Raw genomic sequence first — 14,376 nt, 5'->3', positions numbered from 1 at the left:
GTGTGACGTTGCCCAAACGTACGTGATAACAGGTGCAACTATTTTCATAACTTATGGAGATTATCAGCTGTGAAAGACGACTGACGGAGAGCCTTGTAGCCCCCGGCTGCAAGTATTTCTATCTGTACTCAAGTATTCTCCCAGAACCGCAGTCGTATGTAATATTTCAAGCATCATAGCCGTGTGCTGAGCGAGGCATTATAACAGCTACGTGCCACTGTCGACAGCGATGTGAAAGAATACGATGTCGCCGGTCGGCAGTTGCCGGCCGGGTCCCGTTAGTCCGACGCCCCGCCACGCTCTGCGCGTGACGGTGGTGGGACGCGTTCGTTTACCGTCGGTGCGTCAGGCAGGACACACCGGTCCGGCTCGCCGTTGACATGTGCGTACTGGTCGGGGGCGTTCGCCAGCGGATGGGCGGGGTTGCGGTCGCCGGAGATCCGCGCGGCACGGACCTCGCCGAACCCATTGATGCGTGCCTGAATCCCGCGCCAGTGCAGCCCTGTCGCCGGTGGGACCGACACAGAGTGTGGTGGGTCGTAGGCGGAGCCGTGGGAGGCTAGCACCTCGGCGTTCACGTTCTCGGCGAGCTGGTCGTGGTCGATGAGTAAGCCGACGCGGGCGTTGGGCGGGGCCCGTCTCGCAAGCACGTCGAGTCCCAGATGGAGCGCCCGATACTCCGCGACGTTGTTGTCGGGGCAGGTGTCTGGGACCGATAGCCTGACGACGCGCTCACCGTCGAGGGTTTCGACGACGACACCCAGCCCGCCTGTCGGGCTGTCCGACTTGCTGTCAGGTGATGTCGCGCCACCGTGGAGTCTGAACGACCCGTCTGTGGCGATGTAGAAGTCTCGATGGTGACTCCGCGGCGGATGCGCGATGTGCGGCGTCGGTGATTCATCGAACAGGTCTCGAAGTGACGGCCGGCCGTAAGCGGCCATAGTTTCCGTTGGGTGAGCAAGGTATAAATATATTCCCTCGACAGGGGGTGTCACCTCGGTACAGCGGTTTGGACGATCTACTGGGCAGCCCGCCGTTCATTTCAGACCCACCCCACACCGAACCTGTTAGCGGGTGAGAAAGAGTTATATCGATGTAGAACAATGTTACCAATACACATGACTCCAACGAAAATTCGTGAACGACTCGAAGAGTCAGAGGACCGGGTCGACAAAGAGCTGTTCGTCAGCGCGTTAGAGTACGTCCGGGACGACGGTCGCCCGCGTCGCTAACCGTACTTTTTATCGTGGCTAGCGGATGAGCGTACTGGGCCTAGCGATGGTGAGCGGCGAGACTAGCGGATCTGAGCGATATCTGAGCGATATCTGTCGAGCTACCGCGGCTGACCTGCTCAGTCGTCGGTGAGTTGCCAGCCGTCGCCGACCGATTCGACGACGCCCCGCCGCTCCATCTCGGTCGTGACCTCGCCCAATCGGTTCGGCTGTGCGATTTCCAAGTTCGTGCGGCTGACGCCGTGGTACTTCCGCAGCAGACGACGGATATCGTCCTCGGTGTGGGTCTGCCGGTCGCTCTTTTCCATCACACCCGCGACGAGTTCGACCATATCCTCGACGAAGTTCCAGGGGTAGACGACCCAGGTCCACTCGTCGAGGGACTCGCCGACGAACTCCGGTTCGTGGTCGCTGGTCTGGAGTAACTGGAGCGTCGCCGTTCGGACGCTGCTGGGGTTTCGGTCGCGCACGCACTCGGCAGCTGTCTCGATAGACTGGCCGGTGTCGGCGATGTCGTCGACAACCAGCACGTCCTTCCCCTCGACCGCGCCGTCAGCCAGCGGGTATTTTACCTGCGCCTCCTCGCCTTTCGCCGCGGTCCCGACGTAGTGTTCGACTTTCAGGCTCGCCAGGTCGTCCAGCCCGAGAAAGTCACAGAGACAGCGCCCGCCGAACCAGCCGCCCCGTGCCAGCGCGACGACCACGTCGGGTTCGAACTCGGCGGCTTTCACGTCGTTGGCCACGTCTCGACAGAGGCCGTAGATGTACTCCCAGTCGGTGATGGTACACGAGAACTCGTCCGGTAGCTCGCCCATACGAGATGGCGTGTGTGGCCGGACTTAACCGTTGCATATTCCGCATCAGTTGCCGAGCACGGTCGAACCGCTACGCGTCCGGGTCGCCTTTCCGGAACTCCCGGAGGAGGACCGTCGCGTAGCTCCCCTTTGGCAGGGAGAACGAGAACGTCAGGTCGGCGCTATCGCGCTCGACACCGAGTTCAGTCCGAAGCAGGATGGCCCGCCGCGTCCCGTCGCTGTCGAACGCGCCGGGAAGGTCGAAGTCACTCTGTTCGAGGCCCACGTCGTCAAGGACTTCACGAGCGATATCGCCCGGTTCGCCACCCCCGAGTTTGGTATCGGTCCCGACCAGCGGCGCGGTGACAAACGCTCGGCCGCGCTCGCAGTGGCGCTCGACTGTCGAGAGCCGCTTGGCAGTGACCTCCTGGGTGCGGTCGGCGTCCGGAATCGGGAAGTCCTCGGGCGCGTCGCTGTCACGGAAACAGACTACGTCGCCCTCGACGGGGCGCTCGAACGGCAGTCCCCGATCCAGCCGCTCGGAAAGGATGCGGTTGAAGACGTACGACTGGGCGGCGTTGACGAACAGCGACTGGAGGTTCGACGGCAGCACCTCCAGTGCCTCCCGGAAGTCCGCCGGCTCGTCGGCCCCGTTCTCGACCAGCCGGTGACAGATGGAGCGCTCGTAGCCCAGCGCGCCGGGCAGCCTGTCCAGCGCGCCGGCCCAGTCGTGGGTTTCGTCGACGTATCCCCGCGCCTCCTGCGTTGACTCCGGTTCGCGCTCGTTCGGGTTTCCGACGTAGGCGAGAACCGCGTCTTTCCACTCGCCACGGGCGATGGCTAGCCCGACCTCGTGGGTGACCGGTCGGCGCGACCCGAACCGCTGCTGGCCGAAGTAGTTGGGAACGCCAACCGTTGTGTCGCCGTCAGGCAGCGTGGTGTCGCTGGACCTGCCTTCGCTCGCCGTCGAGTCCTCCCCGCTGGCGAACGCCTGAAGATCCGCTACCACGCTGGCGGCGTTATCTGTGTTCTCGGTGTCGCGGACGACTATCTCGAAGGCGTTGCCAGCCAGGTCGCCGAAGAGAATCGGGCGGCCAGCGCGACCGATGACCTCGATGTCCGTACCGCCGATTTCCGGCAGGTCCCCGGCTGCGACCCCTTTCACTGAGAACAGTTGGGTCGTGACCGCGCGCTTGTCTTTCGTCCCCGCCCACGACACCCGCTCGCGGGAGATGCCCAGCCGGTCGGAGAGTTTGCTGGCGAAGTCGTTGGTTTCCCAGTTCCGTAGCTCCGCCCGGAAGACGAGATGCGGGTACGCGCCGGTGTCGGCATCGACCGGCTCGGTGTCAAACGCCTCCAGTTCCCGGACGCGGAAGTCCGCGGGCGACGAGCGGAGGCGGCCGTCCACCCCGTCGGCGTCGCTGACGTAGTACTCCATACCGACCGCCTGCTCGATTGGGTGGGCCGCGTGCATTGGTCGACTGTTCGCGGCTCGGCGCTTATGATTGGCGCTTGCGGACTCGGCGTGGGTCCGTCTCTCAGTCGATACCTAGTGTTATCACGGGACATACTCTATCTAGCCACAGGTCGTGGCTATGCGGGCGACCGGAGAGCACCACGATGCCAAAGCTAGCATGTAAGAGCTGCGGACGAGAGATTACGTTCGACAGGGACGGCCAGGAGTCCCGCGCACCGATGCGGTACTGTCCACGCTGTGGCGACGAGTTCCCGCCACGCGAGGAGTGGTAGGCCGGCACAGCGGTTCATTCGTACGCCTCGAACTCCCGGCCGAAGACGATGAAGTAAACGACGCCGACAAGGCCGACCACCGTCGCAACACCGAAGGCCAGTTCCGGGCCAGCCTGTATGACGACATCGCCGATAGCCACCGCCCACTCACTGCCGTAGAGCCAGCCACCGAGCGCGGCGCTAGGGATGACGAGCGTGTTCCGAAGCAGGTAGTACGTCCCGGTGACGCGGCCGCCAGCGTCCTGTTCTGCCGGGCCGACGATGAGTGCCTTGTGGGCGGGCAGGCCGGCAAAGCGCAGGCCGGAGAACGCGAACAGGAGCACCAGCACCCACTGGTTGCCCGGCGCGAAGATGAGCAAGAGCGGGAAGACGGCGTAGACGAGGAAGCCGAGCGCGACGGCAGGCTTGAGGCCGGCCCACTCGGTGAGCTTTGCGACGGGAGCCATCGAAAGGATAGCGACGACCATCTCGACGCCGAGCAGGACGCCGAAGAAGGCGTCAGGCCGCAGTTGCACGCCGAAGCCGGTGAATCCCACAGAGAGGAACTCGGTGACGACGATGACGAAGAAGACGTACACCATGCCATTAGCGAAGCGGACGAACGTATCGGCGACCAGAAGGGGGCGGAGCGTCGCCGGCATCGTCCGAAGGTCGGCGAGTATCTGGTCGATGCCCTCGAAGGACTTTCCGAGCGTGTCCTCGCTGGCGTCGTAGAGGAAGTGCTGGGCGACGGTAGCGACGAGGCCACAGGCCAGCGCGACCAGCAACACGCGCTGGAAGCCGTCGACGAAGGTCGCAGTCGTCGCGAGCAGCGCCGCGGCGGCGAGTGGTCCGAGCAGGAAGCCGATGCGGCGGAACATCTCCGTGCTGGCAAACCCCATCGCCAGTCGCTGTGGCGGGACACTCTGCTTCACGATGGCGAACGTCGCGCCCAGCCCGAAGGACTTCCAGGCCTGTGCGAGAAAGAGGCCGACGAACACAAGCGTCCAGGCCGGCAGCGTCGTCGCGCCGAGTGTGATATCGCCGATGACCGAGGCGAGATACCAGATGCCGAAGCCGACCGTCGCTAGCGTCGCGAAAGCGGTCAGCGCCAGCCGCGAGCCGATGCGGTCCGACACCGCGCCGCCGGGATAGGGGTACACCGCGCTGATGAGGTTCCCGACGCTGCCGTACAGACCGATGACGCCGGCACTGGCACCCAGAATCCGCATATACTCGGGAATATATCGGCTGGTCATCTGGAACGCAAGGCTGAACGCCAGCATGGACAGCGACAGGACGAGCACGTCCCGCTCCAGCGCAAAGAACTGTCGGAAGGAATCGAGCAGGTCTACGTCCTCGTCGGCCCCCGTCTCAGTTGCCATTGTCGGAGTGCAGTTTCCCCACCAACTTAACGCTCGAAGAAGGGGCAATCAGCCGTAGCTGTCTCGCCGGATTACAGCCCTGCTCAGTACGGCAGAACGAACAGCACGACCGCCAGGAACGGCGTGAGCGCGAGCAACATTGCGATGGCGTAGCCGAACATCTCCCGGGCTTTGATGCGGGTGATGGCGAGCAGCGGCAGCGCCCAGAAGGGGTTCAGGAGGTTCGTATGGGCGTCACCGACGGCGTAGGCCATCGTCGCCTGCCCGGCCGGGACGCCGAGGTTCTGCGCGGCTTCGAGAATCGGCGGCCCGAGGATGATCCACTCGCCGCCGCCGGAGGGAGCGAAGATGTTGACCGTCGCGCCGGTGAGCCAGGCGATGACCGGGAACGTCTGGGGCGTCGAGGCCGAGATGAGCGCGTTGGCCATCAACTGCGCCAGCCCGGAGGTTGCCATCATCCCCTGAATGCCGGCGAAGAACGGAAAGAGCAACACGATGCCAGACGCGGCGGTCGCCGCCTCGCCGAACTTCTCTCGGTAGGTCTGTGGGTCCATGTAGATGAAGATGCCAATCGTCAGGAAGCCGAAGTTGACGATGTTCAGCCCGAGCGCGTCGATACCGGACTGGACGAACTGCGAGGCGACGAGTACGATGCCGGTCAGGCCGATAATCCCGCCGAGAACGCGGCTGTGGTTGAGACGCTCGGCCGGGACCTGCTTGGTGGTCGCAGTCGTCTCAACGCCGCCGTCACTCGCGGACTCGAACAAATCGTCTTCGGGGATGTAGTGCGTGATGCCCCGCGCCTGGTCACCAGTCGGTGTGATGACGTAGAGGACGACGAGGGCGTAGGCTATCGACAGGCCGGTCAGAATGAGGCCGTAGGGGTGGAAGATGGTCTCCGAGGCGGAGACGACGACGTCGATGACGCCCTGCTGGATGAACTCGTTGCCCTCTGTCGCAAGCAGGAGCGGCGCGGACCCGGACAGCCCCCAGTGCCAGGTGAGGCCGAGGCCGAGATAGCCCGCCACGCAGAGGACCGGATAGTGGACATCGATGCCGTTCTCGTGGGCGGTCTTGCCCATCTCCCGGGCGAAAATCGCGCCGAGGATGAGGCTCAGTCCCCAGTGGACCCAGCCAAGCAGCATCGTCAACAGGCCGACGAGGACAACCGCCTGTTTTCCGGTGCTGGGAATCTCTGTTAGCCGCCGGATGCCGGCGTTGACACGCGGGTGGTACGCGACGACGAAGCCCGTCATCAGGATGAGGACCATTTGCATCGAGAACGTCAGGAAGGCCCAGAAGCCGTCGTACCAGAACCCGACCATCTCCACGGGACCGGCCCCGGTGAGGCCGACACCGGCCAGAAACACGACGTAGCTGAGAATGAGCGCGAACAGGAACGGGCTCGGCATCCACCGTTCCACCCACGCAGAGAGCCGATAGCCGATACGTTCGAGGGCAGTTTCGCCTGTGTTATTAGCTGACATGCTGTTGCCACCTCCTCGTGAATATGTCATAAAAGTTTGCTACTATTCTGTCAGTTCTCCGCTAGTCACCGCTGTGCGGCCACAGTCCTGTGACGTGATTCCGACGACCGGACCACGCCTGACAGATGATTTTATCTCGTGTCCGGAGCAAGCCAGCGTATGTCATACAAAGTCGTCGTCTCTGACACCAAGATGATCGACGGAGAGACACGGGCGGCGGTGCTTGATGGGGTTGACGCGACCGTCGAAACGATAGCGGCGAAAGAGCCGGCGGCTGTCGCACACGCAGTGGATGGTGCGGACGCACTGATCGTCGATGCCGGCACACAGGTCATGGCCGAGGTCGTCGACGCCGCTGACTCACTCAAAGTGGTGGGCCGAGCCGGCATCGGCGTGGACAACATCGACATCCGGGCGGCAGCCGAGGCTGGCGTGGCGGTCGTCAACGTCCCGGAGTACTCTGTGGAGGAGGTGTCGACCCACACGTTCGCGCTCGTGCTCGCTTGCCTGCGGAAGATACCCACGTTCGACCGCTCGGTCAAGCGCGGCGAGTGGGAGTGGGCTGTCGGACAGCCGATCCGTCGCCTCGCCGGCAGCACCGTCGGCCTCGTCGCCTTCGGCAAGCTCGCCAGCCGGTTCGCCGCGAAGCTCCGGGGGTTCGACGTTGATGTCATCGCCTACGACCCGTACGCGCCCGAGTACCGGATGGGAGACCTCGGCGTTGAGTCGGTCACCTTCGAGACGCTGTTGAGCGATTCCGACATCGTCTCGCTGCACGCCCCCCTGACCGACGAGACGCGTGGGATGATCGACGCGGACGCGCTCGACCGGATGCGCGACGACGCGCTGCTCGTGAACACGGCCAGGGGCGGGCTCGTCGACGAAACGGCGCTGTACGACGCACTCGTCAGCAGTGATCTCGGCGGGGCCGGACTGGACGTTCGCGAGACGGAACCGCCCGGCGATTCGCCGCTGCACGACCTCGACAGCGTCGTCTGTAGCCCCCACGTCGCGTGGTATTCCGAGGCGTCCCGGGTCGAACTGACACAGACGGTGGCCGAAGACGTCATCCGGGTACTGCGCGGCGAGGAACCCGAGAACCCCGTGGACCCCGAAACCGGCTGGTTCTGATGGGCTCGGCGAACGAGACAGCTCAGGTGTCAGCAGCGTCGAGGAGTTCGATCATGAGCTCAGCAGCTTCGACCGCTGACTCACCGAAAACGTAGGTTATCGGCTCGATGCCGAACGCGCCGCCGTGGTAGATAACACGGGGGACATCGCCGCGTTCGCGGAAAGTGGCTTCGAGCCGTTCGTCCCGATCCTCGTAGCCGGCGTCGAACTCCAGCGGCTCGATACCCCGTCTCCGGGCGGCATCGAGGAACGCTTCATCGGTCGTCAGATTGAGCGCCGCTCGACACGAGGGGTCGACCGCCATCGCGGCCAGTATCGTCCCCGCGACGTGTTCTGACGCGCCGAACTCGGGGTTCGATGGGACGTTGACCCGCCCTCGCAGGTCGTGAATCCGGCCGGGGACCGCCGCCACGTCGAGTGCGTCTTCAGCGTCCGGCAGCGCCATGCCGACGTTCATCCCCACGTTCGGGATGGCATCGACGACGACATCGCTGTTCGCCAGCAGTCGCGTGGCTCGCCGGACCGACGACAGGACGGTCCGTTCCGCCTGTACCGCGGTGTCTGTCCCCCGAACACAGAGGTCACAGCCCATCCCCTGTAGCGCCGGCATCTCCTCCTCGTGGACCGCACAGATGGGCCCCCGGTCCTCGAACTCCCGCACCAGAGCGAGCAGTTCGCCCAGCACCGCGAACTCGTCCATCTCGCCCGCGGCCAGCCCATCGGCGATGCGCTCGATGGTCTGTTGCATCCGGGTGTCCTCCCGGAACCGCTCCTCGATGGTGACCGAGCCGCTGCCGTATTTGCTCACTGCGGCCTGTGTCACGCCGAGCTGGTCGGCGATCTCCTGCTGGGTCCAGCCCTCCTCGTCGAGCCTCGTGGCGAGCATCGCCCGAGCCGTCGGGAGAAATCGCTCGACCACAATCTCACTCGGTAACTGCAGTGTCATTACCGGAAGTGAGTGCGTAGTTCGTTTAGCAGTTGGGACTACGAACGCTGCCGGTCGACTACGCCACTGTGGGTGCAAGCAGCCAGAACGGCCCCGAGCCACCCAAGCCCCGCAGTTGGCTGTGTGCATCGTTCTCCCCGGCAGGTACAACTTGGTTGTATTAGCAGGATATAATACGTCGGAGTTTGTTGTATTGGCTACCAATGGCATTCAGCGACCACCTGCTCGACATCGGTGAGGACATCTGGGACGCACAGAAGGACCACCCGTTCGTTCGCGAACTGGCCGACGGGACGCTCGACGAGGCGGCGTTCAAACACTGGGTGAAACAGGACTACCGATACCTGCAAGACTACGCACGGTTGTTCGCGCTCGCTGGGGCGACGGCCGGCGACGAGTCGACGATGACGCACCTGCTCGGGGTCGCACACCAGGTGCTCGGCACCGAGATGGACCTGCATCGGGAGTTCGCGTCGGACTACGACATCTCGGAGCGTGAGCTGGAGTCGACCGAGAAGGCCCCGACGTGTCTGGCGTACACGAACTTCCTCGTTCGGACAGCCTACGAGGGACACGAGGCGGAGATCGCCGCCGCGCTGTACCCCTGTATGCAGGGCTATCTCGACGTGGCCGAACACATGGCTGACCTGGCCGACGGCGAGCACCGGTACACGCCGTTCATCGAGATGTACACCAGCGACGACTTCCGCGAGGCGACGGGCTGGTGTCGGGCGTACGTCGACCGCTGTGGCGAGCGCTATCCCGGCCAACGCGACGCCATGGAGGACGCGTTCCGCACAAGCGCGAAGCTCGAACACCGGTTCTGGGAGATGGCCTACACGCAGGAGGGGTGGGAGCTATGACGGCCAAAACATACTCAGCGTACGCCGAGCACACCGACGAGCCCCGGTTCACCGACTGGCTCCGGGAGCAGAGTCAGCCGGACTGGGACGCCGCCGTCGAGCACCGGTTTGTCGAGGAACTCGGGGCCGGCACGCTCGACGAAGACGCGTTCGCCGAGTATCTGGTGCAGGACTACGCGTTCGTCGACGAACTCGTCGGCACGTTCGGCCACGCGGTCGGCCAGGCGCCGGATATGGCCGCCAAACGACAGTTCGTGGAGTTCCTCGATACCGTGACCGACGAGGAAGACGACTACTTCGAGCGCTCCTTTGCCGCGCTGGGTGTCGCCGATTCGCGCTGGCAAAACCCAGAGCCGACGGATTCGACGGCGGCGTTTATCGACTTGCTCGGTCGCGCCGCCCGAGAAGGCGGGTATGCCGAGACGCTGGCCGTCCTCGTTCCGGCAGAGTGGATATACGAGTCGTGGGCGACGGCGGCTGCCGCGACCCACGGTGACCCTGACAGTGATGGCCTTCCCAGCGCGGGGATGGGCCTGCCGTTCTACTTCGCCGAGTGGGTCGACCTCCACGCTGTCGACTCCTTCGTCGCGTTCGTCGACTGGCTCCGGGGCGAACTTGACGGCGTCGGACCGACGCTTTCGCCCCGCCGGGAGGCCCGCGTCGCGTCGTTGTTTGACCGCACGGTCACACTCGAACGACAGTTCTTCGAGACGGCCTACGAAGGGAGCCCGGCGACGGCCGATAGCGAGGTGAGCCCGTAGATGGCTTCCTCGGCTGTGGTCCTCGGCCTGACCGCGGCGACCGTGCTCGTGTTCACCGGCATTGGCCTCTTCGCCGCGCGCGGTCGCATCGACTCGGTGGAAACGTACATTTCGGCCCGCGACTCGGCCGGCAGCGGGACCCTCGCCGCGACAGTCATCGCGTCGATGATGGGCGTCTGGATTCTGCTGAGCCCCGCCGAGGCCGGGGCCGCGTTCGGCGGACTCCCCGCCGTGCTGGGCTACGCCATCGGCAGCGCGATTCCGCTCGTCCTCTTTATACCGGTCGGGGCTCGCATCCGCGAGGTGATGCCTGCGGGGCACTCGCTGACGGAGTTCGCCTACGCTCGCTTTGGCTCCGGGATGTACCTGCTCGTCCTGCTGGTCTCAGTGTTCTATATGTTCATCTTCCTCGCCGCGGAGATGACCGGCATCGCCGGCGCGCTCGCGCTCGTCGCAGATGTGCCGCTCTGGCAGACCTCGCTGCTCATCGGCGGCTTCGTCCTCGTCTACACGACCTACGGTGGGCTGCTCGCCAGCATCGTCACCGACACCGTCCAGACGCTGGTCATCCTCCCGCTTCTGGCCGTCGGCTTCGGCGGCGCACTCCTTTCGCTTGGAGGCACGAGCGAATTCCACGCGACGGTGGTGTCGGCCGACCCGACACTGCTCGACCCGTCGTTCGGTCCCGGCCTGCAGTTCGGGCTGTACGTCGCGTTCGCTCTCTTGGGAGCAAATATGCTGAACCAAGGCGTCTGGCAGCGGGTGTACGCCGCCGACGGCGAGGGCGCTTTGCGGCGTGGGATGGGCATCGCCGCCCTCGTGGTCGTCCCGATGCTCCTGCTGTCGGGGCTGTTCGGCATCGCCGCCGCGGGGCTGGGACTCACTGAGTCTGGGTCCGCAAGCATCGCCTTCTTCCTCGTGGTGGCAGAGGCGTTCCCGACATGGGTGACCCTCGCCGTCGTCGTCCTCGCCGTCCTGCTGGTGATGAGTTCGGCCGATACCATGTTCAACGCTATCGCCAGCGTCGTCACGGCTGACCTCGCTCGACTGCTCGATGACCCCGACCAGCGAACCCTGTGGCTCGGCGGTCGCGGGCTGACGGTCGCTGTTGCGCTCGCCGCGATGTTCATCGGCGCGCAGGGGTACAGCGTCCTCCAGTTGTTCCTGACGGCAGACCTGCTTGCCGCTGGCGTCTTCGTGCCCTTCCTCGCCGGCCTCTACACTGAGCGGCTCACCGGCCCGGGCGCAGTAGTCTCTGGCATCGTGGGGCTACTTGTCGGGTTCATCTACTTCCCATCACTCCGTGGCCTCGTCAGCGCCATACCAGGCATCGGGAGTATGCTGCCAGCGCCGTCGTTCCTCATTGCCTTCGCCGGTGCAACGCTCGTTTCGGCCGCTCTCACCGTCGCGGCGACCGTTCTCGGTGGAGCCGATGCCGACCTCGACAGCCTCGGCCGAGAGGTCCGCGCGCTTGACGATCCGGTGGCTGACGGGGGGTCCGAGCAATGACGCCGTCAGCCATCGTCCCTCTGGCCGCGCTCGGGTCGACGGCCTTCGCAGCGCTAGCTTGGGGGTCGATTCTGCTCGTGCTCGCCGTCTTCCTCGCTGTCGGCTGGCTGGTCTTGACCGAGTAGCCGACTGCCGTGAGAGTCTGAATATAAATAGGGCTGTGGTAACAAGACACATACTTATCATGATGGGTGTGGAACGTCGCATATGCAGACCTTCGTGCTCGCGACGAACTCCGAGACAGTCAGCCAGACACTGTGTTCGTACCTCGAAGGCGTCCTCGACCCGGAAGACAGTGTGTACGCGGTCAACTCACAGCCGGGTGGAGACAGAACGCCACCGGACGCGGTCGCCGACGGGAAGGCCGCACTAAAGGTGGTCTCGGACCGCCTAGGCGACCAGGTGTCCGTCGAGACCTACCAGATCATCCGGGGCAACAGTCCGGCTGAGGACATTTTCGACATCGCCGCAGACGTCGATGCCGACGAACTCGTCATCGGCGTCCGCAAGCGAAGCCAGACCGACCGGCTCATCTTCGGTAGCGTCGCCCAAGATATCATGCGGCAGTCTGACTACCCGATGCGGGTCGTTCCCCGGGAGTGAGTAGCCACTGGCCGCTGACAACCGACCGCAAAGAAACCGAAAATCGAGACAGCCGGGTTACTCGGCCGACTCGTAGTCGTCGAAAGCGTCGATTTCGACGCCCTCGTCGGTGATTTCAGCGAGCACGACGCCGTTACCGGACCCGGTGTCACGCTCGGCCGCGGCGTTGACCGCGCGGATCGCCAGGTCACGGGCCTCGGAGAGGCTCATCCCGTGGTCGTACTGCCCTTCGATGGTCCCCGTTGCGACCATCGTCCCGGAGCCAGTGACGGTGTAGTCGTCTTCAAGCACACCACCGGCTGGGTCGACGCTGTAGACGTGGCTCCCCTCTTCGTCGACGCCGCCGACGATGGGGTTGATAGCGAAGTACGGGCCGCCGCGGGCGAAGTTGCCCGCAAGCGTCGCCAGCGCGTGAATCGAGAGCGGTTCGTCGCGGCGGACCTCGTAGAGGTCGGCCTCGGCGCGAAGCGAGCGGATGAACGACTGTGCCCCGCCGACGCTGCCGACCAGCGTCATCGCGGCCGTCGGGTGGATCTGCTCGACCTTCTGGACCTGCTTGTTCGAGACGAAGCGGCCACCGAGAGAGGCGCGCCGGTCCGTCGCGATGACAACGCCGTTCTCCGTCGAGAGGCCGACGGTGGTCGTCCCGGTCTTGACGACGTTCTCCTCGTCGCGGCCGCCGTCCTCGTTCGGCAGGTTGCCGACCTCGGGTTCGTAGGCGTCAGTCAGTCGGTTCTCGGGGTCGTGCATTATTCCTCACCTCCGAGTTCGAACTCGTCAAGTCGCTCGGCGATGTCCTCTTCGGCGAGCTTTTCGAACTGCTCGGTTTCCACGTCGATGGTTGCGATGTCGACACCAGTCGCGTCGAGGCCGTCCTCGTTGACCGAGGCCAGCGCACGGAGCGCGAGTTCGATGCCGCCTTCGAGGTCCATCTCCTCGGCGTACTCGTCTTCGAGGAACGACTGAATGTCCTCGCGGGAGCCGCCGATGGCGACAGCCTGCCACTCGTAGGGCGTCCCCGAGGGGTCTGTCTCGAAGAGGCGCGGTTCGCCGTCCTCGATACCGGCGACCAGCAGCGCGACACCGAACGGGCGTGCGCCGCCAGTCTGGGTGTACTGCTGGATGTAATCCGTTATCTCCTTGGTCAGGGACTCGACGGAGGCCGGCTCGTCGTAGCGTAGGCGGTTGACCTGTGACTGCCGGCGCGCCACGTCGATAAGCTGGCGTGCGTCGGCCACGTGGCCCGCGCTAGCGACACCGACATGGGAGTCGATCTCGTGGATCTTCTCGATGCTGTCGCGCTCGATGAGCGGCGACCGGGCGTGGCGGTCGGCGGCGATGACCACGCCGTCCTTGGTTCGAACTCCCACGCTTGCGGTTCCGCGCTTGACAGCTTCTCGTGCGTACTCGACCTGATAGAGGCGTCCGTCCGGGGAGAAGATGGTAATCCCGCGGTCGTAGGCCTGTTGTTCGTTTCCTTGCATAATGTATCGTGTTGTTGTTCACCTGAGGTTAGGGTTGCTCTTATATAACCGTATCGCGGGCCGCTGCCCTCAGAACAGCGGCAGGTCGCCGGTGACGCGGTCCACCAGCTCGTCCTCGGCGGGGCCGACGGCGAGGGCCGTGACGGTTCCCGGGTCGAGCTGTGTGTGGCCGGCGTCTCGGACGACCGCATGCGGCAGGCCTTCGCGCTCGGCCACATCTGCGAGTTCGAACAGCTCGGACTCGCTGGTGGCCTTCAGGACGACTTTCTTCTGCCCCGCACCCTTCCAGGCTTTGCGGGGTTTCGGGCCGGCGTCCTCGTAGGCCGACAGCGAGGCGTGGGCAACCTGGGCGGCGAGTTTGCCCTCGCCCATACCGATGTCGGCCCGCGCGACGATAGCCTGCTTCATACGATTACATGGCCACCCGTACTTAAACTCCCGTCGGACTCCCTC

16 protein-coding genes are annotated in these 14,376 nt (G+C 64.6%); 7 read left to right on the top strand and 9 right to left on the bottom strand.

The window, feature by feature from the left end; all coding sequences use genetic code 11:
* Positions 1-278: 278 nt before the first annotated feature.
* From AV059_RS11760 to truD, 3 genes are all read right to left on the bottom strand, one after another.
* Positions 279-941, bottom strand: a complete 663-nt coding sequence (locus AV059_RS11760; RefSeq protein ID WP_058994608.1) for a hypothetical protein — start codon at positions 939-941, stop codon at positions 279-281.
* Positions 942-1,351: 410 nt separating this feature from the next.
* A complete protein-coding gene (locus tag AV059_RS11755) occupies positions 1,352-2,047 on the bottom strand; it encodes a phosphoribosyltransferase (protein WP_058994607.1) in 696 nt (231 codons plus the stop codon).
* A 70-nt stretch (positions 2,048-2,117) separates the two neighbouring features.
* On the bottom strand, positions 2,118-3,500 hold the full coding sequence (truD, locus tag AV059_RS11750; RefSeq protein ID WP_058994604.1) for a tRNA pseudouridine(13) synthase TruD: 1,383 nt from the start codon (positions 3,498-3,500) through the stop codon (positions 2,118-2,120).
* A gap of 146 nt (positions 3,501-3,646) precedes the next feature.
* Between truD and AV059_RS22975 the strand changes: the two genes are divergently transcribed.
* A complete protein-coding gene (locus tag AV059_RS22975; protein ID WP_255356131.1) occupies positions 3,647-3,775 on the top strand; it encodes a hypothetical protein in 129 nt (42 codons plus the stop codon).
* 14 nt (positions 3,776-3,789) lie between these two features.
* Here AV059_RS22975 and AV059_RS11745 read toward each other — a convergent pair whose 3' ends face one another.
* Complete coding sequence (locus tag AV059_RS11745; protein WP_058994602.1) at positions 3,790-5,139, bottom strand: MFS transporter; 1,350 nt, start codon at positions 5,137-5,139, stop codon at positions 3,790-3,792.
* An 83-nt stretch (positions 5,140-5,222) separates the two neighbouring features.
* Positions 5,223-6,626 carry a short-chain fatty acid transporter gene (locus AV059_RS11740; protein ID WP_058994600.1) on the bottom strand — a complete coding sequence of 468 codons (1,404 nt, stop codon included), beginning with the start codon at positions 6,624-6,626 and terminating at the stop codon, positions 5,223-5,225.
* Between the two features lie 159 nt (positions 6,627-6,785).
* On the opposite strand from AV059_RS11740, the gene AV059_RS11735 reads away from it, so the two are divergent.
* On the top strand, positions 6,786-7,757 hold the full coding sequence (locus AV059_RS11735) for a C-terminal binding protein (RefSeq protein ID WP_058994599.1): 972 nt from the start codon (positions 6,786-6,788) through the stop codon (positions 7,755-7,757).
* A 22-nt stretch (positions 7,758-7,779) separates the two neighbouring features.
* Here AV059_RS11735 and AV059_RS11730 read toward each other — a convergent pair whose 3' ends face one another.
* Complete coding sequence (locus tag AV059_RS11730; RefSeq protein WP_058994597.1) at positions 7,780-8,703, bottom strand: thiamine-phosphate synthase family protein; 924 nt, start codon at positions 8,701-8,703, stop codon at positions 7,780-7,782.
* Positions 8,704-8,906: 203 nt separating this feature from the next.
* Between AV059_RS11730 and tenA the strand changes: the two genes are divergently transcribed.
* From tenA to AV059_RS11710, 5 genes are all read left to right on the top strand, one after another.
* A complete protein-coding gene (gene tenA / locus AV059_RS11725; protein ID WP_058994595.1) occupies positions 8,907-9,566 on the top strand; it encodes a thiaminase II in 660 nt (219 codons plus the stop codon).
* Positions 9,563-10,327, top strand: a complete 765-nt coding sequence (locus tag AV059_RS11720) for a TenA family protein (protein ID WP_058994593.1) — start codon at positions 9,563-9,565, stop codon at positions 10,325-10,327. The genes tenA and AV059_RS11720 overlap by 4 nt, the downstream gene beginning before the upstream one ends.
* Entirely contained in the window at positions 10,328-11,836 is a 1,509-nt protein-coding gene (locus AV059_RS11715; protein WP_058994591.1) for a sodium:proline symporter, read from the top strand.
* Positions 11,833-11,961: a hypothetical protein gene (locus AV059_RS22970; protein ID WP_255356130.1), complete on the top strand. Its 129-nt coding sequence runs from the start codon at positions 11,833-11,835 to the stop codon at positions 11,959-11,961. Before AV059_RS11715 ends, AV059_RS22970 begins: the two co-directional genes overlap by 4 nt.
* 82 nt (positions 11,962-12,043) lie before the next feature.
* Positions 12,044-12,439: a universal stress protein gene (locus AV059_RS11710; RefSeq protein ID WP_058994589.1), complete on the top strand. Its 396-nt coding sequence runs from the start codon at positions 12,044-12,046 to the stop codon at positions 12,437-12,439.
* 57 nt (positions 12,440-12,496) lie between these two features.
* Here AV059_RS11710 and psmB read toward each other — a convergent pair whose 3' ends face one another.
* From psmB to pth2, 3 genes are all read right to left on the bottom strand, one after another.
* Positions 12,497-13,189: an archaeal proteasome endopeptidase complex subunit beta gene (gene psmB, locus AV059_RS11705; protein WP_058994587.1), complete on the bottom strand. Its 693-nt coding sequence runs from the start codon at positions 13,187-13,189 to the stop codon at positions 12,497-12,499.
* Positions 13,189-13,923, bottom strand: coding sequence for an archaeal proteasome endopeptidase complex subunit alpha (psmA, locus tag AV059_RS11700; RefSeq protein ID WP_058994585.1), 735 nt, complete (start codon positions 13,921-13,923; stop codon positions 13,189-13,191). Before psmA ends, psmB begins: the two co-directional genes overlap by 1 nt.
* 69 nt (positions 13,924-13,992) lie before the next feature.
* The gene (pth2, locus tag AV059_RS11695; RefSeq protein ID WP_004591375.1) at positions 13,993-14,331 is read right to left on the bottom strand and encodes a peptidyl-tRNA hydrolase Pth2; all 339 of its coding nucleotides are present in this window, start codon (positions 14,329-14,331) and stop codon (positions 13,993-13,995) included.
* Positions 14,332-14,376: the final 45 nt, after the last annotated feature.

It is taken from the genome of Haloarcula sp. CBA1127 (genome assembly GCF_001485575.1).
Classification (GTDB): Archaea; Halobacteriota; Halobacteria; order Halobacteriales; family Haloarculaceae; genus Haloarcula.
This window is presented reverse-complemented; position numbering and strand designations above follow the sequence as displayed.

Excerpts from the sequence above, each read along its gene's own strand:
- AV059_RS11755 (WP_058994607.1), bottom strand. The coding sequence starts at position 2,047 with ATGGGCGAGCTACCGGACGAGTTCTCGTGTACCATCACCGACTGGGAG.
- psmA (WP_058994585.1), bottom strand. The coding sequence starts at position 13,923 with ATGCAAGGAAACGAACAACAGGCCTACGACCGCGGGATTACCATCTTC.
- AV059_RS22970 (WP_255356130.1), top strand. The coding sequence starts at position 11,833 with ATGACGCCGTCAGCCATCGTCCCTCTGGCCGCGCTCGGGTCGACGGCC.
- AV059_RS11760 (WP_058994608.1), bottom strand. The coding sequence starts at position 941 with ATGGCCGCTTACGGCCGGCCGTCACTTCGAGACCTGTTCGATGAATCA.
- truD (WP_058994604.1), bottom strand. The coding sequence starts at position 3,500 with ATGCACGCGGCCCACCCAATCGAGCAGGCGGTCGGTATGGAGTACTAC.
- pth2 (WP_004591375.1), bottom strand. The coding sequence starts at position 14,331 with ATGAAGCAGGCTATCGTCGCGCGGGCCGACATCGGTATGGGCGAGGGC.
- AV059_RS11735 (WP_058994599.1), top strand. The coding sequence starts at position 6,786 with ATGTCATACAAAGTCGTCGTCTCTGACACCAAGATGATCGACGGAGAG.
- AV059_RS11745 (WP_058994602.1), bottom strand. The coding sequence starts at position 5,139 with ATGGCAACTGAGACGGGGGCCGACGAGGACGTAGACCTGCTCGATTCC.
- AV059_RS11720 (WP_058994593.1), top strand. The coding sequence starts at position 9,563 with ATGACGGCCAAAACATACTCAGCGTACGCCGAGCACACCGACGAGCCC.
- psmB (WP_058994587.1), bottom strand. The coding sequence starts at position 13,189 with ATGCACGACCCCGAGAACCGACTGACTGACGCCTACGAACCCGAGGTC.
- AV059_RS22975 (WP_255356131.1), top strand. The coding sequence starts at position 3,647 with ATGCCAAAGCTAGCATGTAAGAGCTGCGGACGAGAGATTACGTTCGAC.
- AV059_RS11740 (WP_058994600.1), bottom strand. The coding sequence starts at position 6,626 with ATGTCAGCTAATAACACAGGCGAAACTGCCCTCGAACGTATCGGCTAT.
- AV059_RS11730 (WP_058994597.1), bottom strand. The coding sequence starts at position 8,703 with ATGACACTGCAGTTACCGAGTGAGATTGTGGTCGAGCGATTTCTCCCG.
- AV059_RS11710 (WP_058994589.1), top strand. The coding sequence starts at position 12,044 with ATGCAGACCTTCGTGCTCGCGACGAACTCCGAGACAGTCAGCCAGACA.
- AV059_RS11715 (WP_058994591.1), top strand. The coding sequence starts at position 10,328 with ATGGCTTCCTCGGCTGTGGTCCTCGGCCTGACCGCGGCGACCGTGCTC.
- tenA (WP_058994595.1), top strand. The coding sequence starts at position 8,907 with ATGGCATTCAGCGACCACCTGCTCGACATCGGTGAGGACATCTGGGAC.